Here is a 23879-nt window from a genome sequence, read left to right as displayed (position 1 = left end):
CCACGTCATCCACGTTCCGGCTGGCAGGCCGGGCACCAGTAGGTGACGCGCTCGCCCAGCTCCTCCTTGCGGATCGCCGTCCCGCAGCGCCGGCACGGCTGCGCTCGGCGGCCGTAGACGTAACTGGTCCCGCCCCGGCGCAGCACCCCGGTGGTGCTCTGCGTCCAGCGGCCCCGGTTGGCCGCGAGCAGCCGCTGGGCCAGCGTGACCGTGCCGGCCAGGTCGGGCACCGCCCGCACCGGCGTCCACGGCGACACCCCGCGCAGGAAGAGCACCTCGCACTTGTAGAGGTTGCCCACCCCGGCCAGGTTGCGCTGGTCGAGCAGCGCCTCACCGATGCTCTGCTCCGGGTGCGCGGCCAGCCGGCGGACCGCCTGGTCCGGGTCCCAGTCCGGGCCGAGCAGGTCCGGGCCGAGATGCCCGACCAGCGACGCCTCCTCGGCGGTCCGGACCAGCGCCACCTCGTGCAGGTGGTAGCCGACCGCGACCGCGCCGGGGGAGCGCAGGACCACCCGGATCAGGTGGGCCGGCCGGGCCGTCCACCGCTCACCCGGCGCGTACGCCCGCCAGGCGCCGTCCATCCGCAGGTGCGAGTGCAGCGTCCAGTCCTCGCCGGCCGGGTCGCCCAGGCGCAGCAGCAGGTGCTTGCCGCGGCTGGCCGACTCGCGGACGGCCCAGCCGGCCAGGTCGGTGGTGGCGAGCTGCGGCACGCGGAAGTCCGACCCGGTGAGGCGGGCCCCGGCCAGCGCGCGTTCCAGGACGCGGGCGGTGTTCCAGACGGTGTCACCTTCGGGCACGCCACCATTCTCCCCGACCGAACGAAATTCGCATGTTTCGCTATTTGTACCTATGTTCCTATTCACCCGATAGGCGGCAAGGATCAGGGGGTTCTGAGGAGAATCGATGGCCCGTGCCCGCCGTACCCTGGTTGCCCTGACCGCCCTGCTCCCCCTGACCGCCGCCGTGCCCGGCACCCCCGCGTCGGCCGCGCCACCGGCGCTCGCCGCACCGTCGGCCGCCGCCGCGCCCGGCGCCGAACGTTGGTCCGCCGACCTCGCCGTCGCCGGCGGTGACGACGTCAACGTCACCTGGCGATCCGGCCGCCTGCGGCTGGCCCACCCCCGCCCCACCGCCCGCAGCCGGCCCGCCGCCGCGGCCGGCCCGGTCGCCGAGGGCATCCTGCTCTCCGCGCCGCGCGCGCTGGACCGGCCCGCCACCCGGGTACGCGCCCGGCTCGCCGCCCGCACCCGCGACGGCGGCACCGCGACGGCCCAGGTACGCGGCTGGCGGTCCGGCCGCTGGACCGAGTGGCGCGACGCCGCCGAGGCGGTCTTCGACCAGCCGGTCACCCGGGTCCAGGCCCGCGTCGTGCTGACCACGCCGGACGCCGCGGCCGAGGCCACCGTGACCGGGCTGACCCTCGCCGCCGACCGGGCCGCCGCCACCGCCGCCCTGCCGGCCGTCGCGGGCACCTACCGGGTGTACGCGACCAGGATCGGCCTCGTCGGCGGCATCACCGCCAACGGGCACACCGTCGGCGTCCGCGACCACTTCGCGGCGCTGCCCACCCGGCGCGGCCTCTCCCCGCGCGGGACCGGCGACTACACGGTCAGGGTCTGCACCACCAGCGGCAGCCGCTGCGAGTACGCGCCGGTCTGGGACGTCGGCCCGTGGAACACCCGGGACGACTGGTGGAACCCCCCGACCGTCCGGGAGAACTGGCGGGACCTGCCGCAGGGCATGCCCGAGGCACAGGCCGCCTACCAGACCGGATACAACGGCGGGCGGGACCAGTTCGGGCGGACCGTGCGCAACCCGGCCGGTCTCGACCTGGCCGACGGCACGTTCTGGGACGGGCTGCGGCTCACCGACAACGCCTGGGTCACGGTGACTCTGCTCTGGACGGCCGGCGGGCTCCGGGGCGTGGTCGGCTCCGGGCCGCTGAACCTGCGCAGCGGGGCCGGCACGTCCTACCCGAGCCGGGGCCTGGCCGCCACGTACGCGCAGGTGCCGATCGAGTGCTACCTGACCGGGCAGCGGATCGCCGGGCCGTACCGCACCACGACCCGGTGGTACCGGTTGGTGGGTGGGCTGTACGTGAGTTACGCGTACCTGTCCACGACCTCCGGCGGGACGGCGCCGCGCTGCTGACGACGGGGTCGGCTCAGTCGCCGGTCACGGCGACCAGATCGCCCGGCGCGACGCCGAGCAGGTCGACCGCGCGGCCGGTGCGCACCGCGACCGCCACCAGAGCGGCCGAGTCGACGTACACCACCAGCTCACCCGGCGCGGCGTCGCCGAACGTACGGCCGCGCACGGCCGGCCGGCCGCTCACCCGCACCCGGGCCGGCAGCCGGTCGAGCAGCGCACCGGGCGCGGCGAGCTGGACGTTGCCGAAGTGGTCGACGGTCAGCACCTCGGCGGCGAACCCGCCCGCGTCCGCGCGGACCACCGGCTCCGGCAGCCGGACCAGGGCAGCCGGGTCGACGGCCGGCCCGGCCCCGGCCAGCGGCGCGCCCAGCGCCAGCCGGGCCGCCACCGGCGCGAACACGTCCCGCCCGTGGAAGGTGCGGGAAACCTTCGGCGCGAGCCACTCCGGGTTGGTCAGCTCCACCGCGGCGGTCACCCCGCCGAGCGCCTCGGCCGCCGGGACCAGCAGCCCGTTGTCCGGCCCCACCAGCAGGCCGCCGGGAGTGGCCAGTGCGATCCCGCGCCGCTCGGTGCCGACCCCCGGGTCGACCACCCCGACGTGCACCCCGACCGGCAGGTACGGCACGGTCTGCGCGAGCACCGCCGCGCCCCGCCGGACGTCGGCCGGCGGCACCAGGTGCGTCACGTCGATCACCCGGGCGGTCGGGGCGAGCCGGGCGAGGACCCCGTGGCAGGCCGCCACGAAGCCGTCGGAGAGCCCGTAGTCGGTGGTGAGCGAGACCCACGGCCGCGCGTGAATTCCGACCATCCGTCCTCCTCAGGGGTTCGGCACCCCGCAACGAGATCCCCGCCGCAGCTCCCACTGTCGGCGACTTTTCGTCCACCTGGTGAACCCCGCCGAGATCTTGGTACGAAACGGCCCCATCGGGGCCCATCCGTACCAAGATCTCACGGCCGGGCCGGCCGAGCCGGGTCAGCCGCGCAGGCGCAGGCCCCGGGGGGTGGCCCGGAAACCGGCCGCGGTGAGCGCGTCGCGCAGCGGCGAGGAGCGCACCGCCTCGCCGTCGGCGCGTTCCACCGAGATCGCGCCCAACGCGCCGGAGTGCACCGCGTCGGCCAGCGCCTTGCCCGCCGCGCCCAGCGTGTCGACGTCGTCGGTGAACGAGAGGATCGTCCGACCGCCCCGCTCGACGTAGAGCACCACATCCCCGCCGACCAGCACCACCAGCGCGCCCGCCTTGCGCCCGGCCCGGTGACCGGTGGCCGGGGCGGCGCCGTCACCCGAGTCGACCACCCGCTCCGGCCAGGGCAGCGCGGCGCCGTACGGGTTCGCCGGGTCGGTGGCGGCCAGCACCACGGCCGGCCCGCCGCCGCTGCGGCCACCGTCGGCCGGATCGGCCAGGGCACGGATCCGGTCGACCGCGCCGGGCACCGCGAACTGGGCCGCGCCCAGACCCTCGACGAAGTAGCCGCGCCGGGCCGCCCCGCGCTCCTCCAGCGCGGACAGCACCGGATAGACCCCGGCGAAACCGCCGGTGACCTGCTCGGCCACGACCGCGCCCCGGGTGACCACGCCGTGCCGTTCGAGCAGCAGGTCGGCCAGGGCGGCGGCCCGGCGGGTCGGGTCGAGGTCGCGGTCGGGCAGCCGGGACCAGCGGCCGGCCATGGTCGGCGGGCCGCCTCGGCTGGGCAGCGCCACCCGGCCGGGACGGCGGTAACGGGTACGCGGGGCCGACGGCCGGGACCGGTGCGCCCCGCCGGCGCCCAACGCGGCGCGCAGCGGCGCCAGCGTGTCGTTGGTGAGGTGACCGGCCCAGACCAGGTCCCACACCACGGCCGAAAGGGCGGCGTCGTCGGTGGCGCCGACCCGGTCGGAGAGCGAGCGGAAGAAGAGCGCCTGCCCGTCGGCGAGCGCGTCGAGCACCGCCTCGTGCGGCGGGGTGAGCGTCAGCGCCTCGTCCGGCGGCGGCAACAGCAGCGGCGCGACGTCGGCGTATGCCAGCGTCACCCACCCGTCTCCGCCGGAGATCGCGCCGGCGCCGGCCCAGACCACCTCGCCGCTGGCGCACATCTCGTCGAGCTGGGCGGGCGAGTAGTCGGCGACCCGGGCCGGCAACACCAGCCGTTCCAGCGCGGACGCCGGCACGGTCACGCCCTGCAACTGCTCGACGGTCGCGGCGACCGCCTCGACACCCCGGGCCGACGAGCCGACCTGCTGCCAGCGGGGCAGGAAGGCGGCCAGCGCGCGGGGCGGCACCGGTTCGATCTCCCGGCGCAGCGCGGCCAGCGAGCGGCGGCGCAGCAGGCGCAGCACCTCGGCGTCGCACCACTGCGTGCCCACACTGTCCGGAGCGAACTCGCCGGAGACCACCCGGCCGTTCGCCGCGAGCCGGCGCAGCGCCTGCTCGACCACGAACACCCCGAGCCCGAACCGGGCCGCGCAGGTGGACGCGGCGAACGGACCGTGGGTGCGTGCGTACCGGGCGACCAGGTCGCCGAGCGGGTCGGCCACCGGTGTCAGGTAGGCCTCGGCCACCCCGACCGGCAGCGCCACCCCGAGCGCGTCGCGCAGCCGGGCCGCGTCCTCGACCACCACCCAGCGGTCCTCGCCGGCGATCCGCAACCGCAGCACCCGACGGGCCGCCGCCAGCTCCTCCGGCCAGGCGTCCGGCACCCCCCGCTCGGCCAGCTCGGCCGGGCTCAGGTCACCGACCACCCGGAGCAGCTCGACCACGTCCTCGGCGTCGCGGGGCCGCCGCTGCTCGGTGCGCCACCGCAGTTGGCGTGCCGTCTCGGCGAGCACCGCCGGGTCGAGCAGCTCGCGCAGGTCGACCCGGCCGAGCAACTCGCCGAGCAGCCCGGAGTCGAGCGCCAGCGCGGCGGCGCGCCGTTCGGCCAGGGGCGCGTCGCCCTCGTAGAGGAACGCGCCGACGTAGCCGAAGAGCAGCGACCGGGCGAACGGCGACGGGCGCTCGGACTCCACCTCGACCAGGCGGACCTTGCGGGCGGCCAGGTCGCGCATCAGCTCGGCCAGGGCCGGCTGGTCGAAGACGTCCTGCAGGCACTCCCGGGCCGCCTCCAGGGTGACCGGGAAGTCGGCGTACTCGCGGGCCACGTCGAGGAGCTGCGCGGCGCGCTGGCGTTGCTGCCAGAGCGGCTGCCGGCGGCGCGGGTCACGGCGGGGCAGCAGCAGCGACCGGGCCGCGCACTCGCGGAACCGGGAGGCGAACAGCGCCGACGTGCCGACCGACTCCTCGACCAGCTGGGCGATCTCGTCCGGCTCGAAGACCACCACGTCGGCGCCGGGCGGTTCGTCGGCGGTGTCCGGCAGCCGGACCACGATGCCGTCGTCGGAGGGCATGACCTGGGCGTCCACCCCGTACCGCTCGGCCAGCCGGCGACCGATGGCCAGCGCCCACGGCCCGTTGACCCGCGCGCCGAGCACCGAGTGCACGGCGAGCCGCCAGTCGCCCAGCTCGTCCCGGAACCGCTCGACCACCACCGTCCGGTCGTCGGGCAGCGAGCGGGTGGCCGCCTTCTGCTCGCGCAGGTAGTTCATCAGGTTGCCGGCGGCCCAGTCGTCCAGCCCGCCGGCGCGCAACGCCGAGACGGCGTCGGCGTCGGACTGCCGCAGCAGCGCCCGGACCCGGGCGCCGATCGCCCGGCCCAGCTCGACCGGTCGGCCGAGCTGGTCGCCCTTCCAGAACGGCATCCGGGCGGCCTGGCCGGGGGCGGGGGAGACGAGCACCCGGTCGGGGGTGATCTCCTCGATCCGCCAGGACGACGAGCCGAGCAGGAACACGTCGCCGACGCGGGACTCGTAGACCATCTCCTCGTCCAGCTCGCCGACCCGGGCCGCCCGCTCGGCCCCGGCCAGGAAGACCCCGAACAGGCCCCGGTCGGGGATGGTGCCGCCGCTTGTCACGGCGAGCCGCTGGGCGCCGGGCCGACCGGTCAGCACGTCGGTCGCCCGGTCCCAGACCAGCCGGGGGCGCAGCTCGGCGAAGGCGGTGGACGGGTAGCGGCCGGAGAGCATGTCGAGCACCGCGTGCAGCGCCGAGTCGGGCAGCTCGGCGAAGGGCGCCGCCCGGCGGACCAGCACGGCCAGGTCGCCGAGCGGCCACGGCTCCAGCGCCACCATGGCGACGATCTGCTGGGCCAGCACGTCTAGCGGGTTGCGCGGGTAGTGCAGCTCCTCGATCGCGCCCACCCCCATCCGCTCGGCGACCACCGCGCAGGAGAGCAGGTCGCCGCGGTGCTTGGGGAAGACCACGCCCCGGGAGACGGCACCCACCTGGTGCCCGGCCCGGCCCACCCGTTGCAGCCCGGCCGCGACGCTCGGCGGCGCCTCGATCTGCACCACCAGGTCGACCGCGCCCATGTCGATGCCCAGCTCCAGGCTGGAGGTGGCGACCACGGCGGGAAGCTGACCGGACTTCAGCGCCTCCTCGATGTGCTTGCGCTCCTCCCGGGAGACGCTGCCGTGGTGCGCCCGGGCGATCACCGTCGGCGCGCCGGCCGCCGCGCCGGACTGTGCCATCACCTCGGCGGGCTGCCGGGGCGCGCGCACCGGCCCCACCGGCCCGTCGAACGCGTCCGCGCCGCGCCGACCGCCGCGCCCGCCCTCCTCCGGGGCTCCTGGCCCGTCGGTCGTGTTCGCTCGGTCGGCCGTGCCCGGGCCGTCGCCGGTGACGACCACGCCCGCCGGGGCGCCGTCGCCGTTCGCCGGGCCGTCGTTCGCCGGGCCGCCGTCGCCGTTCGCCGGGCCGTCGTTCGCCGGGGCGCCGTCGCCGGCCGGCGGGGCGTCGCGATCGGGCAGGAGATCGGATACGCGCACCGGGTCGCCGCCGGCGGCCACGCGGCTGCCCTCCGGCGCGGTGGCTGCCTCCGCCTCCTCGGCGGCCAGCTCGTTGAGGCGGGCGCAGAGCCGTTCGGCGCCGCGCCGGGAGTTGGTGAAGACGATGGTGGACCGGTGCGCGCGGATCAACGCGAGCACCCGTTCCTCGACGGCCGGCCAGATCGAGGGCCGGCGCGGGCCGAGCCCGCCCAGCTCGTCCGCCGGCGGCTCCTGCTCGTCGAGGCGGGTCATGTCCTCCACCGGAACCTGGACGCTGACCTCGATGGTCTTGTCGGCCGGCGGCTGCACCACGTCGACCGGGCGCGCGCCGCCGAGGAAGCGGGCGCAGACGTCGATCGGCCGCACCGTGGCGGAGAGCCCGATCCGTTGGGCGGGGCGGTCGAGCAGCGCGTCGAGGCGTTCCAGGGAGAGCGCCAGGTGGGCGCCGCGCTTGGTGCCGGCAACCGCGTGCACCTCGTCGACGATCACCGTGCCGACCCCGCGCAGGGAGTCGCGGGCGGCGGAGGTGAGCAGCAGGAACAGCGACTCGGGCGTGGTGATGAGGACGTCCGGTGGGGTGCGGGCGAAGGCCCGCCGCTCGTCGGCCGGGGTGTCGCCGGTGCGCATGCCGACGGTGATGTCGGGCGGGACGACGCCGAGCCGGGTGGCGGCCTGGCGGATGCCGATGAGCGGGGTGCGCAGGTTGCGCTCCACGTCGACGGCGAGCGCCTTGAGCGGGCTGACGTAGAGCACCCGGCAGCGCCGCCGGGGATCGGTCGGCGGCGGCTCCTTGCCCAGCCGGTCGAGCGACCAGAGGAACGCCGCGAGGGTCTTGCCGGAGCCGGTCGGTGCGACCACCAGCGCGTTGCGGCGGGCGGCGACGGAGCGCCACGCCCCCTCCTGCGCGGGGGTGGGCGCGGCGAACGCCGCGGTGAACCACTCCCGGGTCGCCGCGCCGAATTCCGCCAGCACCCCGCCTGTCGGGGTCACCTCGTCCGCCACGCCACCATCCTGCCGCGCCGGTGTGACATCCGGCCCGGTGCCGTGGTGGTTCTGTCCCGCCCCAGCAATTGAAGCGATGAATAGAGGCTTTAATCCGTTAAGTCTCACTTAACTGCTTGCTTGCGGCCTGCAACATAAAGTAACTTCACTCGCAACGCGGCGTGGCTGGAGGCGTGGATGACCGTGGAGGAGCGAGGTTTCAGGCCCGGCACCGACGTGCTCATCCGCAAGGTCGACAGCCGGCTCGCCACGCTCCGCGCCGGTCTGCACGGCACGGATCTCGAACTGGCCGAGGAACTGGCCCGACGCCTGCGCGAGCTGGTCGTCGCCACCGCACGCTCCAGCGCCGCCGACCGGGCGTTGGTCCGCGCCGCGGTGCACTACTTCGTCCTGCGCCGGGAGAGTCGGGACGCCCGGCTGCCGGTCCGCTCCCTCGCCGACGCGCAGCGCGTGGTCGACCGGACGGCCCGCCAACTCGCCGACTCCCACCCCACCGCGGCGTCCCACCGCGACCCCGCCCCCCTGCGCTGACGCCCCGGGTCGCGCCCGTCTCCCGGTCCGCGACCTGCCGCCCGCACCAACTTTCCGGGTCGCGGGTCACCGCGCCGCCGTCGATCAGAGAGGCGCTCTCCGGTCGCGCGCGACCGCAAAACGAGATACTTGTTCCACTTGATGGGAATCGTATAGGTCTTGGTAGGAAAGGCCCCCATGGGGCCGATTCGTACCAAGATCTCGCGGCGCGCGCCGCGCGCCCGGGTTGTGGTGGGGTGCGGCGGTTGGGCGGGTTTCCGGAAAACGGCGCGGCCGGGTGGGAAGTGGCGTGTGATCGGTCGTGCCCCCAGCGTGCGCCGCCGCGCTGTCACCTCGACCGGGAGTGCGTGTGCTCGTCCTGCTGATCCTGCACCTGGTGGCGGCGCTGTTCGCCCCGTTGCTGGTCCGCAGGTGGGGGCCGCGTGCCTGCCTGCTGCTCGCGCTCGTCCCGGCCGCCGCGGTCGGTTGGGCGGTGGCGCACACCGGTGCGGTACGCGACGGCGGAGCGGTGGTCGAGACGTACCCCTGGATCCCCCAGCTCCGGTTCGACGTCGCGCTGCGGGTCGGGACGCTGTCCTGGCTGATGATGCTGCTGGTCGGCGGCGTCGGCGCGCTCGTGCTGGTCTACTGCGCCCGTTACTTTCCGCCCGGCTCGGTCGGGCTGGGCCGGTTCGCCGCCGTGCTGGTGGCGTTCGCCGGCGCCATGCTCGGCCTCGTCGTCTCCGACGACCTGCTGCTGCTCTACGTCTTCTGGGAGCTGACCACGGTCTTCTCCTACCTGCTGATCGGGCACAGCGCCGAGCGCCGGGCCAGCCGGTGGGCCGCCGCCCAGGCGCTCACCGTCACCACGCTGGGCGGGCTGGCGATGCTGGTCGGGTTCCTGCTGCTCGGCCATCATGCCGGTGGTTACCGCTGGTCGGCGGTGGCCGCCGCGCCACTGCCCGGCGGCGGCTACCTGGCCACCGCGGTGCTGCTCGTCCTGGCGGGCGCGTTGGCGAAGTCCGCGGTGTTCCCGTTCAACGCCTGGCTGCCGGTGGCGATGGCGGCGCCGACGCCGGTCAGCGCGTATCTGCACGCCGCCGCGATGGTGAAGGCGGGCGTCTTCCTCATCGGGCTGCTCGGGCCGGCGCTCGCCCCGGTCGGGCCGTGGCGGCCGATCACCGTGGTCGCCGGGCTGGTCACGCTGGTCGCCGGTGGCTGGGCGGCGCTGCGGCAGTGTGACCTGAAGCTGCTGCTGGCGTACGGGACGGTCAGCCAGCTCGGCCTGCTCGCGGTGGTGCTCGGGGCGGGCACCCCGCACGCGGCCCTGGCCGGAGTCGCCATGCTGGCCGCGCACGCGCTGTTCAAGTCCGCGCTCTTCCTCGTCGTCGGCATCCTCGACCACGAGGCGGGCAGCCGGGACCTGCGCGACCTGTCCGGGGTGGGCCGGGCCGCGCCGGTGCTGGCCACGGTCGCCACGCTGGCGGCGGCGTCGATGGCCGGGGTGCCGCCGCTGCTCGGGTTCGTGGCCAAGGAGGCGGTGCTCGCCGCGTTCACCGACCACCCGTGGGTGCTGGCGGTGCTGGTCGCCGGCAGTGCGCTGACGGTGGCCTACAGCATCCGCTTCCTCTGGGGCGCGTTCGGCACCCGGCCCGGCGTCCCGGACACCGAGGTGGACCGGCCGCCCGCCGCGATGCTCGTACCCCCGGCGCTGCTCGCCGTGGCCGGGTTCGCCGCCGGGCCGGCCGCCGGCTGGCTGAGCGGCCTGCTCGAGCCGTACGCGGAGCTGTTCGGCCCGGTCGACGAGCACCTGGCGCTCTGGCACGGGCCGACCACGGCGCTGGGCCTCTCCGCCCTGGTGCTGGCCGGCGGCGCGGCGCTGCACCTGGTCCGTGGCCCGCTCGCCCCGGCGTTGGCCCGGCTGCGCTCGCCGATCTCCGGCAACCAGGGGTACGAGTGGGTGACCCACCGCTTCGACCGGTTCGCCATCGAGGTCACCAGCGTCACCCAGCGCGGCTCGCTGCCGCAGTACCTCGGCACCGTCCTGATGGTGCTGGTGCTGGTGCCGGGCGGGGCGATGGCGGCCACCGCGCCGTGGCGGGTGGAGCTGGCGCCCTGGGACAACCCGACCCAGTTGGTGGTCTGCGTGGTGATCGCGGTCGCCGCGGTGCTCGCGGTCGGGGCCCGCCGCCGGCTCACCGCCATGCTGCTGGTCGGCGTGACCGGTTACGGCACGGCGATGATGTTCGTCCTCTACGGCGCGCCGGACCTGGCGCTCACCCAGTTCCTGGTGGAGACCGCCACCATCGCCGTCTTCGTGCTGGTGCTGCGGCGGCTGCCGGAACGCTTCTCGGCCCGCCCGCTGCGCCGCAGCCGGTGGGTGCGCCGGGGGGTCGGGGTGGCCGCCGGGCTGGTGATGGCCGGCCTGGCGCTGGCGGCGGCCGGCGCCCGGCGGGCGCCGTCGATCTCCGCGGCCTTCCCGGATCTCGCGGTCGCGCAGGGGTACGGCCGCAACGTGGTCAACGTGACCCTGGTCGACATCCGTGCCTGGGACACGATGGGCGAGATCTCGGTGCTCGTGGTGACCGCGACCGGGGTGGCCAGCCTGATCTTCGAGCGTTCCCGCACCGGACCGCGCCCGCGCCGACCCCGCCCGGCGATGCCACACGCCGGGCGTACGGTCTGGCTGCGTGGCGGGCAGACGCTGGGCGAGCGGCGGCGCTCGATCGTGTTCGAGGTGGTCACCCGCCTGATCTTCCACACCGTGCTGCTGTTGTCGCTGTTCCTGCTCTTCTCCGGGCACAACGCCCCGGGCGGCGGGTTCTCCGGCGGCCTGGTCGCCGGCCTCGCGCTGACCCTGCGTTACCTGGCCGGCGGCCGGTACGAGCTGGCCGAGGCGGCCCCGGTCGGCGCGGGCATGGTGCTCGGCGCGGGCCTGGCCGTCTCGGTCGGCAGCGGCGTAGTCGGACTGCTGCTCACCGGGGAGGTGCTGCAGAGCGTCAAGGTGAACCTGTGGTTGCCCCTGCTCGGCCACTTCTACCTGGTCACCTCGCTCTTCTTCGACGTCGGCGTCTACCTGGTGGTGGTCGGGCTGGTGCTGGACATCCTGCGCAGCCTCGGCGCCGAGGTGGACCGGCACGTCGAGGCCGCCGGTGAGCCGGGCCGCGGCCTGACCGTCCAGCGTCAGGGGCCGCCGTCATGACGCGGGGGATGGCCGGGCCGACGTTGGTGGTGGTGCTGGCGGTCGGGGTGCTCGTCGCCACCGGCGTCACGCTGCTGCTGGAGCGCAGCCTGACCCGGATCCTGCTCGGCGTCATCCTGCTCGGCAACGGGGTCAACCTGCTCATCCTGCTCGGCGGGCGGTCCGGCGCCGCCCCGCTGGCCGGTACGGCGCCGCCCGACCGGATGAGCGACGCGCTGTCGCAGGCCTTGGTGCTGACCGCCGTGGTGATCACGTTCGGGCTGACCGCGTTCCTGCTCGCGGTCGCCTACCGGAGCTGGTTCACCAGCGGCGACGACGAGGTGCCGGACGACCTGGAGGACCGGCAGATCGTCCGGCTGGCCGAGCGCGGCGAGGTGGCCGCCGCGGACCTCGGTGGGGAGGGTGCGGACGAGGACCCGGAACAGGTCGATCCGGAGCCGCCCCGCCGTCGGCTGCGTCGGGACGAGGAATCATGAGTGGGCTGGTGACGCTGCCGGTGGTGGTGCCGCTGCTCGGCGCGGCGCTCACCCTGATCCTGACCGGGCGACCCCGGCTGCAACGCTCGATCAGCGTGCTCTGCCTGGCCAGCGTCCTGGCGGTCGCGGTGGTGCTGCTGGTCGAGGCGTACCGGCACGGGCCGGTGGTGGTGCGGGTGGGTGGCTGGCCGGCGCCGGTCGGCATCGTGCTGGTGGCCGACCAGTTGGCGGCGCTGATGGTGGTGGTCTCCTCGGCGGTCACGCTCTGCGTGCTGCTCTACTCGATCGGCCAGGGCCGGGCGGAGACCGGCGAGACCGCGCCGGTGAGCATCTACCACCCCACCTATCTGGTGCTCACCGCCGGCGTCACGAACGCCTTCCTCGCCGGCGACCTGTTCAACCTCTTCGTCGGCTTCGAGATCCTGCTGGCCGCGAGCTTCGTGCTGATCACGCTGGGCGGCACCGAGGTCCGGCTGCGCACCGGCTCGACGTACGTGGTGGTCAGCATCCTGTCGTCGCTGCTCTTCCTGTCCGCCGTGGGGCTGGTGTACGCGGCCACCGGCACGCTGAACATGGCGCAGCTCGCCGGCCGGCTGGACGCGGTGCCGTCCGGCGTACGCCTGACCCTGCAACTCATGCTGCTGCTGGCGTTCGGCATCAAGGCGGCGGTCTTCCCGCTGTCGGCCTGGCTGCCGGACAGCTATCCGACCGCGCCCGCGCCGGTCACCGCGGTCTTCGCCGGCCTGCTGACCAAGGTCGGGGTGTACGCGATCATCCGCACCGAGACGTTGCTCTTCCCCGGCGGCCGGGTCTCCGGACTGCTGATGGTGGTGGCCGGCCTGACCATGGTGGTGGGCATCCTCGGCGCGGTGGCCCAGTCGGACATGAAGCGGCTCTTCTCCTTCACCCTGGTCAGCCACATCGGCTACATGATCTTCGGGGTGGCGCTGAGCAGCGTCGCCGGCCTGTCCGGGTCGATCTTCTACGTGGTGCACCACATCACCGTCCAGACCACGCTCTTCCTGGTCGCCGGCCTGGTCGAGGAGCGGGCCGGCAGCACCGACCTGCGCCAGCTCGGCGGCCTGGCGCGGGTCGCCCCGGTGATCGCCGTGCTCTTCTTCGTCCCGGCGATGAACCTGGCCGGCATCCCGCCGTTCTCCGGGTTCCTCGGCAAGCTCGGCCTGCTCCAGGCCGGGGTGGCGGCCGGCGGCGCGCTGCCCGCCGTGCTGGTCGCCGCGGGCACGGTGACCAGCCTGCTCACCCTCTACGTCGCGTCCCGGGTGTGGAACATCGCGTTCTGGCGGGCGCCGAAGCTGGCCACCACCACCCCGGACGCCCGGCTGCCGGGCCTGATGGTCGGCGCCACCGCCGCGCTGGTGGCGCTCGGCGTGCTGCTCACCCTGATGGCGGGCCCGCTCTTCCAGGTCACCGCCGACGCCGCCACCGACCTGCGCCAGCGCACCCCGTACGTCCGGGCGGTCCTGCCGCGGGACGTGCCGTGACCGGCGACCCGCCCCCGGACCGGCCCACCGCCGCCGGCGAGCCGCCGACGGTGAGCCGGGGCGAGCGGCGGCGCGACCAGGCGGTGGCGCTCGGCTGGCTGGTCGTCGCCTGGCTGCTGCTCTGGGGCGACGTGTCCTGGGGCAACCTGCTCACCGGGCTGGTGGTGGGCGCGGCGGTGCTGTACTTCTTCCCGCTGCCGCCGGTCACCTTCGGCGGCCGGCTCCGACCGGGCCCGTTGCTGGTGTTCGCCGGCACGTTCGTCGCGGAGCTGGTCAGCGCCAGCGTGCACGTCGCGGCCGTGGCGTTGCGTCCGGGCTACCGGCCGCGCGGCGGGATCATCGCGGTGCCGCTGCGGGTCCGCACCGACCTGAACCTGACGCTCACCGCCGAGGTGATCTCGCTGGTGCCGGGCACCCTGATCCTCGACGTCGACCGCGCGCGGGGCGTGCTCTACGTGCACGTGCTCGACGTGCGTGGCCCCGACGACCTGGCCGGCAGCCGCGACCGCGTGCTCGTCATCGAGCGGCGCATCGTCCGCGCCGTCGGCTCTCCCACCGAGGTACGCCAGCTCGACCTCGAACCCGTCGAACGGAGGAACCACCCGTGACCGTCCTGCTCGCCCTGGCGCTGACCGTGCTGCTCTCGGCCACCGCGCTGCTCGCCCTGGTCCGGATCTACCGCGGCCCGTCCCTGCTGGACCGGGTCGTCGGCGCCGACCTGCTGCTGTCGGCCATGCTCGCCGCGGTGGGGGCGGAGGCGGCGGTGAACCGCCACGCCGCCACGTTGCCGGTGCTGGTGGTGCTCTCGCTGCTCGGCTTCGTCGGCTCGGTCTCCCTGGTCCGCTTCGCCGTCCGGGCCGAATCGTGAGCGCGAGGAGTGAGCCGGGGTTGCGAGCCCCGCAGTCGCGAACGGAAGGTGGCTCAGCGTGAGCGCGAGGAGTGAGCCGGGGTTGCGAGCCCCGCAGTCGCGAACGGAAGGTGGCTCAGCGTGAGCGTGGTGGCGGACTGGGTGGGTGGGGTCCTGCTGCTGGGCGGGGCGCTGCTGAGCCTGGTCGCCGGCATCGGGCTGGTGCGGTTCCCGGACACGCTGGACCGGATGCACGCCGCCACCAAGCCGCAGGTGCTCGGGGTGCTGCTGCTCCTGGCCGGGCTGGCGCTGCGCCTGCGTACCGGATCGGACCTGGGGATGCTGGTGCTGGTGGCGATCTTCCAGCTCTCCACCGCGCCGGTCGCCGCGCAGATGATCGGCCGGGCCGCCTACCGGTCCGGGCGGGTGGACCGGTCGCTGCTCGACGTCGACGAACTGGCCGGGCGGTGAAACGGGACGTGGGGAAGGGTTCCCGGCACCTTCAGCGGGCATCCAGCGGGCACCGATAAAATGGCGGCATGATCGACTCTCCTGCCCCGGAGGGCAGCAGTAGCCGGCCGGGTCGTACCCGGCATCTTCCCTCCCCGACGACCCCGGGAGCCCTGAACCTCCCGTGTTGATCCTCGTCGGTCTCCTTCTCATCACCGTGCTCACCGCCGCCACCGGTTACTTCGTGGCGCAGGAGTTCGGTTACGTCGCCGTGGACCGCGGCAAGCTCAAACAACTCGCCGACGGTGGCGACCGTGCCGCCGCCCGGGCCCTGGAGGTGACCGGGCGGCTCTCCTTCATGCTCTCCGGCGCCCAGCTCGGCATCACCGTGACCGCCCTGCTGGTCGGTTACGTCGCCGAGCCCTACCTGGGCGCCGGGCTGGCCGACCTGCTCGGCCTCGCCGGGTTGTCCGGCGCGGTGGCGCTGCCGCTGTCGGTGGCGCTGGCCCTGGTCATCGCCACCGTGGTGCAGATGGTCCTGGGTGAGCTGGCCCCGAAGAACCTGGCCATCGCCCGGGCCGTGCCGCTCGCCCGGGCGCTGTCCCGATCCACCCTGATCTACCTGCGGATCGCCGGTCCGCTGATCACGCTCTTCGACCGGGCCGCCGTGCGGCTGCTCCGCCAGGTCGGCATCGAGCCGATCGAGGAGCTGCCCAGCGGCGCCACCCCGGCCGACCTGGAACAGATCATCGCCGAGTCCCGCGAGGAGGGGCACCTCGACGCCGAGATGTCCGACCTGCTCGACCGGGGGCTCGACTTCCGAGGGCTGACCGCGGGCGAGGCCATGGTGCCGCGGGTGGACGTGCACACCGTCCGCGCCGACGAGCCGGTCAGCCGGGTCGTCGAGATGCTCGACACCGGCCACTCCCGGTTCCCGGTCCGCGGGGCCGAGGGCGTCGACGACCTGATCGGTGTGGTCGGCATCGCCGACGTGCTGGGGGTGCCGCCGGCCGAGCGGGCGCGTACCCGGATCGACGCGGTCGCCGTACCCCCGTTGCTGGTGCCGGAGACGCTGCCGCTGCCGACGGTGCTGGACCGGCTCCGGTCCGGGCACCGGCAGCTGGCCTGCGTGGTCGACGAGTACGGCGGGTTCGCCGGCGTGATCACGCTGGAGGATCTCGCCGAGGAGCTGGTCGGGCCGATCCGCGACGAGGACGACCCGCCGGAGCGGGCGCCGGCCCGGCAGGAGGACGGCTCCTGGGTGGTGCCGGCCCGCTGGCGGATCGACGAGGTCGCCGACAGCACCGGCATCGAGCTGCCCGAGGCGCCCGAGTACGACACGCTCTCCGGGCTGGTGATGCGGGAGCTGGGCCGGGTGCCCGAGGTCGGTGACCGGCTGGAGATCGCGCCCGCCGGTGACGGCGACGAGCCGTCGACCGGTACCCGGGTGCTGGTCGAGGTGCTGGCGGTGGACCGGCACGTGGCCGACTCGGTCCGGCTGCGGTCGACCGCCGGGGTGTCCGGGGAGGGTGCGGCATGAGCCCCGGGTTCGCGCTTCTCATCTCCGCGGTGCTGCTGGCGCTCAACGGGTTCTTCGTGGCGGCCGAGTTCGCGCTGGTCGCCTCGAAGCGCTACCGGTTGGAGCAGTCGGCCGCCGGTGGCGGTCGGGCGGCCCGCGCGGCGCTGGACGGCGTCCGGGAGCTGAGTCTGATGCTGGCCGGCGCCCAGCTCGGCATCACGCTGTGCACGCTGGGTCTCGGCGCGCTGGCCGAGCCGGCCATCGAGTACCTGCTCAGTCCGCTGCTGCACGCGGTCGGCCTGCCCGACGCGGCGAGCCACGTGATCGCGCTGGTCTTCGCGTTGGGCCTGGTGACGTTCCTGCACCTGGTGGTCGGTGAGATGGCGCCGAAGTCCTGGGCGATCACCGACGCGGAGCGGTCGGCGATGCTGCTGGCGTTGCCGTTCCGGGCGTTCGCCCGGATCGCCCGCCCGGTGCTGTCGCTGCTCAACGGGCTGGCCAACGCGATGCTGCGGCTGGTCGGGGTGCAGCAGCAGGACCAGCTCGCCCAGGTGCACGGCCCGGACGAGCTGCGCATGCTGCTGGAGCAGTCGCGGGAGCACGGGCTGCTCGGCGCCGAGCAGCACCAGCTGCTGACCAGCATGCTGGAGTTGCAGGGCACCACGGTGGCGCAGGTGATGGAGCCGTTCGACCGGATCGTCACGGTACGCCGGGAGGACACCGCCGAGCGGATCGAGCACGTGTCCCGGGACAGCGGCCGGTCCCGTCTCGCCGTGGTCGACACCGGCGGCGAGGTGTGCGGCCTGGTGCACGTGCGCGAGGCGGTGCGCGCGGTCACCACCGGCCGGCCGGCGACCGCCGGGGAGCTCATGACGAACGCGTTCACGCTGCCGGCCGAGGCGTCGGTGACCGAGGCGGTGGCCGCCATGCGCGGCCGGCAGGCGCAGCTCGCGCTGGTGCGCAACGGCGGTGGGCCGACCCGGCCGATCGGCTTCGTCGCGCTGGAGGACCTGCTGGAGGAGGTCATCGGCGAGTTCGACGACGAGACCGACCCGATCCCCCGAGGCCGCCGCCTACGCTGACCGCTTCCTGATCGACACCAGTACGCCGAGGTGGCGGTGTCCGGGTAACCCCGGATGCCGCCATCTCGCCGATCCGGCTCCGGCGGACCGCGCATGCGTGCGCGGGCAGCGGGAATGCCGCCGGCATGCGGCTGACGGGGGTGTCCCGGGGGGCCTTCCGGACCGGGCTCTCGGTGAGCACCACCCTGACCAATCCGAGCACCCGGCCGGGCCTACGCCTGCCGGGACGGGTGACGTTGGCCGCCGCGAGCGAGGACGTCCTGGTCCGGCACATCCGGCTGGGGCTGGTCGCGCAGGTCGAGCCGGAGGACCCGGGAGCGCCGCGCCGGCTCGTGCAGTATCACCAGTGGCCGATCGCGGGCCGGTTCGTGGTTCCGGCGGGACGGCGGCGGGCGGTCGACTTCGCGGTGCCGCTGCCCTGGGAGACGCCGGTGACGGTGTTCGGCGGGGTGCCGTTGATGACCCTGCGCACCGGGCTGCGGACCGAGGTGTCCGTCGACCCCGACCTGGACCAGGGCGAGATGGTGCCGGTCGGAGTCCACCCGCTGCCCACCCAGCAGCACCTGCTCGCCGCGTTGGACACGCTCGGCTTTGTGATGCGGCAGGCGGGGCTCCTGCAGGGCCGGCTGCCCGGGGTGGCGCAGACGCTGCCGTTCCAGCAGCGGCTCGGCTTCTGGGCCGCCCCGCTCTACGCCGGGCCGATGACCGAGCTGGAAGTGATCATGGTGACGGACTCGGCCGGCATGGAGGTGCTGTTCTGGCTGGACCGGCGGCTCGCCCTGGCCGGGGTGACCCACCAGAGCATCAGCCGGTTCCGGGTCTGGCACGCCGGGGCGGACCGGCGGGACTGGGTGGCCATGGTGGACGGCTGGTTGCGGCGCGCCATCGACCGGCACGCCGAGGTGGCGTCGCACGCGGACTGGTCGGCCACGATCCGGGAGTCGGCACACGTCAGCCGCCATCCCGACCAGCCCGTCGCCCCCGGTTACGGCCTCGGCGGCACGGCCGGCGGCGCGGGTGTCGGCGGCGGTGGTGGCGGTGGCGACGGCACCTGAGCGCCGCGCGGGGTGTTGAGCGGGGCCCCCTCCTCTGCCAAGGCGTCAACAGGGGGCCCCGCCTTACAACTCAACCGGCGGCGAGCTTGAGGCTGAAGCCGAGGAAGAGCATGGCGACGGCGGTGGTGCCGGTCGCGGCGAGCCGCCGACGGCGCCGGAACTGGCTGGCCAGGAACGTGCCGGTGAAGATCAACGCGGTCAGGTAGAGCGCGCTGGTCACCTGCGCGATCAGCCCGAGCAGCAGGAACGACAGCGCCGGCCACTCGTACCCGGGGTCGACGAACTGGATGAAGAACGACACGAAGAAGAGGATCGCCTTCGGGTTGAGCAGACTGATCGTCAACGACCGCCGGAACGGGTCGCGGGCCGGCTCCACCTCGTCGATCAGGCGCGGCGTGGCCGGGTCGTTGCGGTCGCGCCAGCGCCGCCACGCGCCGCGCAGCATGACCAACCCCAACCACCCGAGGTACGCCGCGCCGGCGTACTTGATCACGAGGAACAGGGGCGGGTACGCCCGGAGCAGCGAGGCCACCCCGGCGGCGGAGAGCACCATCAGCGCCGCGTCGCCGACGAACACCCCGGCGGCCGCCCGGTAACCGGTGGCGACTCCGCGCCGGGCGGCGGTGGCGAGCACGAAGAGCGAGTTCGGGCCGGGCAGCAGCACGATCGCCACGGTGCCCAGCACGTACGTCCCGATGTCGGTGATCCCCAGCACGCCGGACATCATCACCCGGCGGAGGTCGCCGGGCGAAGCCGTTCCCGCAGTCCGACCTGTGCGTTCGGCCACTCCTCGGCGAGCATCGAGTAGAGCGCGGACTGCCGCCAGGTGCCGTCGGCGCGACGCCGGTTGGACCGCAGCGTCCCCTCCCGCACCGCGCCGAGGCGCTCGATGGCCCGCTGGGACCGCTCGTTGAGCGTGCTGGTCTGCCAGGTGACCCGCACCGCCTCCAGTTCCTCGAAGGCGCGGGTGAGCAGCAGCAGCTTCGCCTCGGTGTTGATCCCGGTGCGCCACCACCGCCGGCCGAGCTGGGTGTAGCCGATCTCCAGCGACCGCAGGTCGGGGTCGACCTGGTAGTAGGAGGTGGTGCCGACCACGGTCCCGGTGACCGCGCAGCGCTGCACCCACGGCGTCCGGACCCCCCGCGACCCGGCGTCCAGGGCGGCGCGGATCAGCTCGGCCGTCCCGGCCACCTCGGTGGGGCGCGGACTGCCGACGTATCGCCAGACCTCCTCGTCGTCGAGGGCGGCGTGCAGGTCCTCGGCGTGGGAGAGGTCCAGCGGCTCCAGCACCACGTGCTCGCCGCGCAGCACCACCGGCTCCAGCCATGCCGACCGGGCCGGCCGCAGGTACGCCGGCACCGGCGCGGTCACGCCGTCGGCCGGTTCGGGTAGCCCGGGCGTGAGCCGCAGCGGCAACACCCCGGCCCAGTGCGGCAGGCTCTCGTCCGCCGGCTCGTCGTTGACCCCGCCGGTCCGGACGCGTACCGAGACCTCGCGCAGCGGCAGCGCCAGCACCGCGGTCTCGGCCAGCTCGCGCCGGTTCGGCGGCCGGCTCTCGGCGGACCGGCCGGCGGCCACCTTCTCCACCAGCGCGGTCAGCACGGCGGCCTTCTCCCGCTCGTCGGTGACCAGCCGGGCGGTGCCGTGGGCGACCACCGAGCGGTAGTTCGCGCTGTGGTGGAACTGGGAGCGGGCGTAGACCAGCCCGTCGAGGTGGGTGACCGCGACGCAGACCGGCAGCCCGGTGTCGCTCCGGGCGGCCAGCAGCGGCCGGCTGCCGGTGGAGCCGTGCAGGTAGAGCGTGTCGTCGACGCGGACGTGCAGGGTCGGCAGCAGCCGCGGCTCACCGTCCACGACGAACGCCAGCGCGCAGTGGTACGCCTCGTCGAGCAGCGCGTGGGCGGTGGCGCGGTCGTAGCGCATCCGGTCCCGGGTGCGGGTGGCGGTGGTGCGGCTGGTCGGAGGGTACATGCGACATCCCACCTCTGTTCTAGTACAATCATCGAACTGTGGCAGAACATTATCAGGTCAGCGGGTCCACGTCGGCGGCCATTTCGGCGAGCGTGGAGTCCGGCATCCGCGCCGGCGCCCTCGCCCCGGGCGATCCCCTTCCGGCGGTCCGCGCGCTCGCCGGCCAGCTGGGCGTCAGCCCGGCCACCGTCGCGAAGGCCTACCAGGAGCTGCGGCAGCGGGGCCTGGTCGTCACCGCCGGCCGGCACGGCACCCGGGTCCGGCCCCGCCCACCGGTGGCCACCCGCCGCACCGCGCTGGCGCCCCCGCCGCGACCCGGCACCCGCGACCTCTCCGCCGGGCACCCCGACCAGCGACTGCTGCCCCCGCTCGGGCCGCACCTCGCCGCCCTCGCCGCCGAGATCGGGACCCCCACCGGGTACGCGGACGCCGCCGTCCTGCCCGACCTGGTCGCGGTCGCCCGGGAACGGTTCGCCGCCGACGGGGTGCCGGCCGGCGAGCTGACCGTCACCGGCGGCGCGCTCGACGGCATCGAGCGACTGCTCGCCGCCCACCTGCGCCCCGGCGACGCGGTGGCGGTGGAGGACCCGGGCTGGGCCAACCTGCTCGACCTGATCGCCGCGCTCGGGCTGCGTACCGTCGGGGTGCCGGTGGACGACGAGGGGCCGAGCGTGGCCGGGGTGCGGGCCGCGCTGACCGCCGGGGTCCGCGCGCTGGTGGTGACCAGCCGGGCCCAGAACCCGACCGGCGCGGCCGTCTCCGCCGAGCGGGCCGCCGCGCTGCGGACGCTGCTCGCCGGCCGGGCCGACCTGCTGCTGATCGAGGACGACCACGCCGCCGAGCTGGCCCGCGTACCGCTGCACCCGCTCGCCGGGGCGACCCCGGCGTGGGCCTTCGTCCGGTCGGTGAGCAAGCCCTACGGGCCCGACCTGCGGCTCGCCGTGCTGGCCGGCGACGAGGCCACCGTGGCCCGGGTGGCCGGCCGGGCCCGGGTCGGCGCCGGCTGGGTCTCCACCGTGCTGCAACGCCTGGTCCTGTCGCTCTGGCGCGACCCGGCCACCGCGGAGCTGGTGCGGCGCGCGGCGGACGGCTACGACCGGCGGCGCGACGGGCTGGTCTCGGCGCTCGCCGCGCACGGGCTGGCCGCGCACGGGCGCACCGGGATCAACGTCTGGGTGCCGGTGCCCGACGAGACGGTCGCGGTCACCGCGCTGCGGGACGCCGGCTGGTCGGTGGCGCCCGGCGGCCTCTACCGGATCGCCGCCGCGCCCGCGGTCCGGCTCACCGTCAGCCCACTCGACGAGGCCGACCTGCCGGCGCTGGCCGACGCCCTCGCCCGCGCCACCCACCCCACGAGAGGCGGGGCCCCCTATTAACGCCTCCGGTAGAGAAGGGGCCCCTTCTCAACGCCGCCTTCAGGCGAACGCGGGGGGTGCGGCGTGGCGGCCGGGGGAGGGGGTAGAACCATCGGCATGGTTGAGAGCGGAGCGCAGGAGTTCATCCCGCCGGAGGCGGACACCATCGACGAGCTGCGCGCCGCCGCGGCCGGCTGCCGGGGCTGCGAGCTCTACCGGGACGCGTCGCAGACCGTCTTCGGCCGTGGTGACGAGCATGCCCGGGTGGTCCTCGTCGGCGAGCAGCCGGGCGACGTCGAGGACCAGAAGGGGCTGCCGTTCGTCGGCCCGGCCGGGCGGCTGCTGCGTCGGGCGGTGGACGACGCCGGCCTCGACCCCGGCCAGCTCTACCTGACCAACGCGGTCAAGCACTTCCGCTTCGAGTTGCGCGGCACGCGGCGCATCCACCAGACCCCGGACCGGGTGCACATCACCGCCTGCCGGCCCTGGCTGGTCGCCGAGTTCGCCCGACTGCGCCCGGAGGTCGTGGTGGTGCTCGGCGCCACCGCCGCCAAGGCGCTGCTCGGCCCGACGTTCCGGGTGACACGGCAGCGCGGCGAACTGCTGCCCTGGCCGGCCGCCGCACAGCACCCGGAGGACTTCGCGCGGGTCCCGGTGGACCGCACCGGCGCGGTCGCCGACGCGCCGGACACCCGGCTGCTCGCCACCATCCACCCGTCCGCCGTGCTGCGCGCGGACAACCAGGACGTCGCGTACGAGGGCCTGGTCGCCGACCTGACGGTGGCCGCCGGCGCGCTGCGCTGAGTCAGCCCAGATGCCGCCCCTTGATCGCGGCAACGAACGTCCTCGAAGGGGTGGAGCGCTATGGGTGCCAAAACGGACCCGGCGCACCCATAGCGTTCCACTCGTGGGCTGGCTGGGGCGTGAGTGGAACGCCATGGGTGTCTACAGGCGCGGAGGCGCCCACCGTGTTCGTCCGCTTAGGCTTCGTCGTCGCTCTCAAGCAGGTGAGGGCGCCTCTCGGCAATCCACGCCTCGACGTGCTCCTTGAGCCACACGTTGCCCATCTTGAGCGTAGCGACCGGTGCCGGGAAGTCCCTGCGGTTGATCAAGATGTAGGCACGCTGACGGGAGATACCAAGACGTTCTTCGTACAGTCCAAGGGGCTGAGGGTGGAGCGCCGGGCTGTCGGCGACGGCCGGGTGCGGCTCCCCGCCCGATGAGTCAGCCGCGGCTCTGCCACGTGCAGAGGCAGACGCGGTTGCCGTCCGGGTCGGCGAGCACCCAGAAGTTCGGCGCCTCGGCATCGCTGACAAGCGTCCCGCCGGCCGCCAGCGCCGCCTCCATCCGCGCCGCGACCTCGGCCGGATCGACCCAGACGTCCGGGTGCCAGCGCTGCCGGGGCTCGTCGCGCCCGGAGCCCTGGAACCAGATCGTGGGCAGCGTCCCGGCCGGGTCACGCACCTCGTCGTCGGCGGTGCCTCCGTCGCCCGGTCGCGCCCACGCCAGGACCGCCCGCCAGAACGGCGCCACGGCGGCGTGCTCCGGGCTGTCCAACGCGAGTTCCAGCCGGGCCAGGCCGGCGTGGGTGAGCGTCAGCCCGGCCTCGGCGGCGAGCGCCGTGATCGTCCGGGCCAGCCGCAGGTCGCGCCCGGTGACACCGCCCGCGTCGTGCGACCAGAGCCGCACGTCGACGTGCGTGTAGCGCAGGTCCAGGTCGGGATGGTGGTCGAGCCGCTCGGCCTCCGCGCCGACGGCGGCCACCAGCGCCAGGCCGGCCGCGAAATCCGGGGTACGGATGCGGGTGTGCAACGCGCCGAGCAGGAAGGTCCACCCGTCCAGCCCGGCGTCGGCGATCTGTGCTCCGGTCAGCGTGCCCATCCGGCCATCCTGACGTGCCCCGGGCCGCCCGGCCACCCT

Annotated in this window: 18 protein-coding genes and 2 pseudogenes; 13 read left to right on the top strand and 7 right to left on the bottom strand. The window is 74.9% G+C overall.

What is annotated here, in order from left to right:
- Positions 1–5 precede the first annotated feature (5 nt).
- Complete coding sequence (locus ACGFI2_RS00180) at positions 6–797, bottom strand: DNA-formamidopyrimidine glycosylase family protein (RefSeq protein WP_393508156.1); 792 nt, start codon at positions 795–797, stop codon at positions 6–8.
- Between the two features lie 106 nt (positions 798–903).
- Between ACGFI2_RS00180 and ACGFI2_RS00175 the strand changes: the two genes are divergently transcribed.
- A complete protein-coding gene (locus ACGFI2_RS00175) occupies positions 904–2151 on the top strand; it encodes a hypothetical protein (RefSeq protein ID WP_393508153.1) in 1248 nt (415 codons plus the stop codon).
- A gap of 13 nt (positions 2152–2164) precedes the next feature.
- On the opposite strand, the gene ACGFI2_RS00170 is transcribed toward ACGFI2_RS00175, so the two are convergent.
- From ACGFI2_RS00170 to ACGFI2_RS00160, 3 genes and pseudogenes are all read right to left on the bottom strand, one after another.
- Entirely contained in the window at positions 2165–2950 is a 786-nt protein-coding gene (locus ACGFI2_RS00170) for an S-adenosyl-l-methionine hydroxide adenosyltransferase family protein (protein ID WP_393510007.1), read from the bottom strand.
- A gap of 174 nt (positions 2951–3124) precedes the next feature.
- Positions 3125–6733: pseudogene (locus tag ACGFI2_RS00165) on the bottom strand (helicase-related protein); the annotation flags it as partial.
- Between the two features lie 306 nt (positions 6734–7039).
- A pseudogene (locus ACGFI2_RS00160) lies at positions 7040–7990 on the bottom strand (DEAD/DEAH box helicase); the annotation flags it as partial.
- Positions 7991–8167: 177 nt separating this feature from the next.
- On the opposite strand from ACGFI2_RS00160, the gene ACGFI2_RS00155 reads away from it, so the two are divergent.
- The 10 genes from ACGFI2_RS00155 to ACGFI2_RS00110 all read left to right on the top strand — a co-directional run bounded on the left by ACGFI2_RS00155 (position 8168) and on the right by ACGFI2_RS00110 (position 18633).
- The gene (locus ACGFI2_RS00155) at positions 8168–8521 is read left to right on the top strand and encodes a hypothetical protein (RefSeq protein WP_393508151.1); all 354 of its coding nucleotides are present in this window, start codon (positions 8168–8170) and stop codon (positions 8519–8521) included.
- A 349-nt stretch (positions 8522–8870) separates the two neighbouring features.
- On the top strand, positions 8871–11702 hold the full coding sequence (locus ACGFI2_RS00150; RefSeq protein ID WP_393508148.1) for a Na+/H+ antiporter subunit A: 2832 nt from the start codon (positions 8871–8873) through the stop codon (positions 11700–11702).
- Complete coding sequence (locus ACGFI2_RS00145; protein ID WP_393508145.1) at positions 11699–12178, top strand: Na(+)/H(+) antiporter subunit C; 480 nt, start codon at positions 11699–11701, stop codon at positions 12176–12178. The genes ACGFI2_RS00150 and ACGFI2_RS00145 overlap by 4 nt, the downstream gene beginning before the upstream one ends.
- A complete protein-coding gene (locus tag ACGFI2_RS00140) occupies positions 12175–13680 on the top strand; it encodes a Na+/H+ antiporter subunit D (RefSeq protein ID WP_393508142.1) in 1506 nt (501 codons plus the stop codon). The genes ACGFI2_RS00145 and ACGFI2_RS00140 overlap by 4 nt, the downstream gene beginning before the upstream one ends.
- Positions 13677–14288: a Na+/H+ antiporter subunit E gene (locus ACGFI2_RS00135; protein WP_393508139.1), complete on the top strand. Its 612-nt coding sequence runs from the start codon at positions 13677–13679 to the stop codon at positions 14286–14288. Before ACGFI2_RS00140 ends, ACGFI2_RS00135 begins: the two co-directional genes overlap by 4 nt.
- Complete coding sequence (locus ACGFI2_RS00130; RefSeq protein ID WP_393508136.1) at positions 14285–14548, top strand: monovalent cation/H+ antiporter complex subunit F; 264 nt, start codon at positions 14285–14287, stop codon at positions 14546–14548. Before ACGFI2_RS00135 ends, ACGFI2_RS00130 begins: the two co-directional genes overlap by 4 nt.
- 120 nt (positions 14549–14668) lie before the next feature.
- Positions 14669–14998 carry a monovalent cation/H(+) antiporter subunit G gene (mnhG, locus tag ACGFI2_RS00125; RefSeq protein WP_393508133.1) on the top strand — a complete coding sequence of 110 codons (330 nt, stop codon included), beginning with the start codon at positions 14669–14671 and terminating at the stop codon, positions 14996–14998.
- A 163-nt stretch (positions 14999–15161) separates the two neighbouring features.
- Positions 15162–16517, top strand: a complete 1356-nt coding sequence (locus tag ACGFI2_RS00120) for a hemolysin family protein (RefSeq protein ID WP_393508130.1) — start codon at positions 15162–15164, stop codon at positions 16515–16517.
- The gene (locus tag ACGFI2_RS00115) at positions 16514–17578 is read left to right on the top strand and encodes a hemolysin family protein (protein WP_393508127.1); all 1065 of its coding nucleotides are present in this window, start codon (positions 16514–16516) and stop codon (positions 17576–17578) included. The genes ACGFI2_RS00120 and ACGFI2_RS00115 overlap by 4 nt, the downstream gene beginning before the upstream one ends.
- Positions 17579–17703: 125 nt before the next feature.
- On the top strand, positions 17704–18633 hold the full coding sequence (locus tag ACGFI2_RS00110; protein WP_393508124.1) for a sporulation protein: 930 nt from the start codon (positions 17704–17706) through the stop codon (positions 18631–18633).
- 70 nt (positions 18634–18703) lie between these two features.
- Here the strand turns inward: ACGFI2_RS00110 and leuE are convergent, their stop codons facing one another.
- Both leuE and ACGFI2_RS00100 read right to left on the bottom strand, forming a co-directional pair.
- Positions 18704–19360 (bottom strand): leucine efflux protein LeuE, encoded by a 657-nt coding sequence (gene leuE, locus ACGFI2_RS00105; protein ID WP_393510005.1) that lies wholly within the window; start codon positions 19358–19360, stop codon positions 18704–18706.
- The gene (locus tag ACGFI2_RS00100; RefSeq protein ID WP_393508121.1) at positions 19360–20604 is read right to left on the bottom strand and encodes a bifunctional pyridoxamine 5'-phosphate oxidase family protein/GNAT family N-acetyltransferase; all 1245 of its coding nucleotides are present in this window, start codon (positions 20602–20604) and stop codon (positions 19360–19362) included. The genes leuE and ACGFI2_RS00100 overlap by 1 nt, the downstream gene beginning before the upstream one ends.
- A 38-nt stretch (positions 20605–20642) precedes the next feature.
- Between ACGFI2_RS00100 and ACGFI2_RS00095 the strand changes: the two genes are divergently transcribed.
- Both ACGFI2_RS00095 and ACGFI2_RS00090 read left to right on the top strand, forming a co-directional pair.
- The gene (locus ACGFI2_RS00095) at positions 20643–21980 is read left to right on the top strand and encodes an aminotransferase class I/II-fold pyridoxal phosphate-dependent enzyme (RefSeq protein ID WP_393508118.1); all 1338 of its coding nucleotides are present in this window, start codon (positions 20643–20645) and stop codon (positions 21978–21980) included.
- A gap of 96 nt (positions 21981–22076) precedes the next feature.
- Positions 22077–22763: a UdgX family uracil-DNA binding protein gene (locus ACGFI2_RS00090; protein ID WP_393508115.1), complete on the top strand. Its 687-nt coding sequence runs from the start codon at positions 22077–22079 to the stop codon at positions 22761–22763.
- Positions 22764–23183: 420 nt separating this feature from the next.
- Here ACGFI2_RS00090 and ACGFI2_RS00085 read toward each other — a convergent pair whose 3' ends face one another.
- A complete protein-coding gene (locus tag ACGFI2_RS00085) occupies positions 23184–23840 on the bottom strand; it encodes a 4a-hydroxytetrahydrobiopterin dehydratase (RefSeq protein ID WP_393508112.1) in 657 nt (218 codons plus the stop codon).
- Positions 23841–23879 lie beyond the last annotated feature (39 nt).

Source organism: Micromonospora sp. NPDC049282, assembly GCF_043197045.1.
In the GTDB taxonomy this organism is placed as follows: Bacteria; Actinomycetota; Actinomycetes; order Mycobacteriales; family Micromonosporaceae; genus Micromonospora.
The sequence above is the reverse complement of the archived record's forward strand: the minus strand, read 5'-3'. Positions and strand labels throughout refer to the sequence as shown.

Bases quoted from the DNA above. Each gene is read 5' to 3' on its own strand.
- ACGFI2_RS00140 (WP_393508142.1), top strand. From the start codon at position 12,175: ATGAGTGGGCTGGTGACGCTGCCGGTGGTGGTGCCGCTGCTCGGCGCG.
- ACGFI2_RS00100 (WP_393508121.1), bottom strand. From the start codon at position 20,604: ATGTACCCTCCGACCAGCCGCACCACCGCCACCCGCACCCGGGACCGG.
- ACGFI2_RS00145 (WP_393508145.1), top strand. From the start codon at position 11,699: ATGACGCGGGGGATGGCCGGGCCGACGTTGGTGGTGGTGCTGGCGGTC.
- ACGFI2_RS00110 (WP_393508124.1), top strand. From the start codon at position 17,704: ATGCGGCTGACGGGGGTGTCCCGGGGGGCCTTCCGGACCGGGCTCTCG.
- ACGFI2_RS00175 (WP_393508153.1), top strand. From the start codon at position 904: ATGGCCCGTGCCCGCCGTACCCTGGTTGCCCTGACCGCCCTGCTCCCC.
- ACGFI2_RS00085 (WP_393508112.1), bottom strand. From the start codon at position 23,840: ATGGGCACGCTGACCGGAGCACAGATCGCCGACGCCGGGCTGGACGGG.
- leuE (WP_393510005.1), bottom strand. From the start codon at position 19,360: ATGATGTCCGGCGTGCTGGGGATCACCGACATCGGGACGTACGTGCTG.
- ACGFI2_RS00090 (WP_393508115.1), top strand. From the start codon at position 22,077: ATGGTTGAGAGCGGAGCGCAGGAGTTCATCCCGCCGGAGGCGGACACC.
- ACGFI2_RS00155 (WP_393508151.1), top strand. From the start codon at position 8,168: ATGACCGTGGAGGAGCGAGGTTTCAGGCCCGGCACCGACGTGCTCATC.
- ACGFI2_RS00115 (WP_393508127.1), top strand. From the start codon at position 16,514: ATGAGCCCCGGGTTCGCGCTTCTCATCTCCGCGGTGCTGCTGGCGCTC.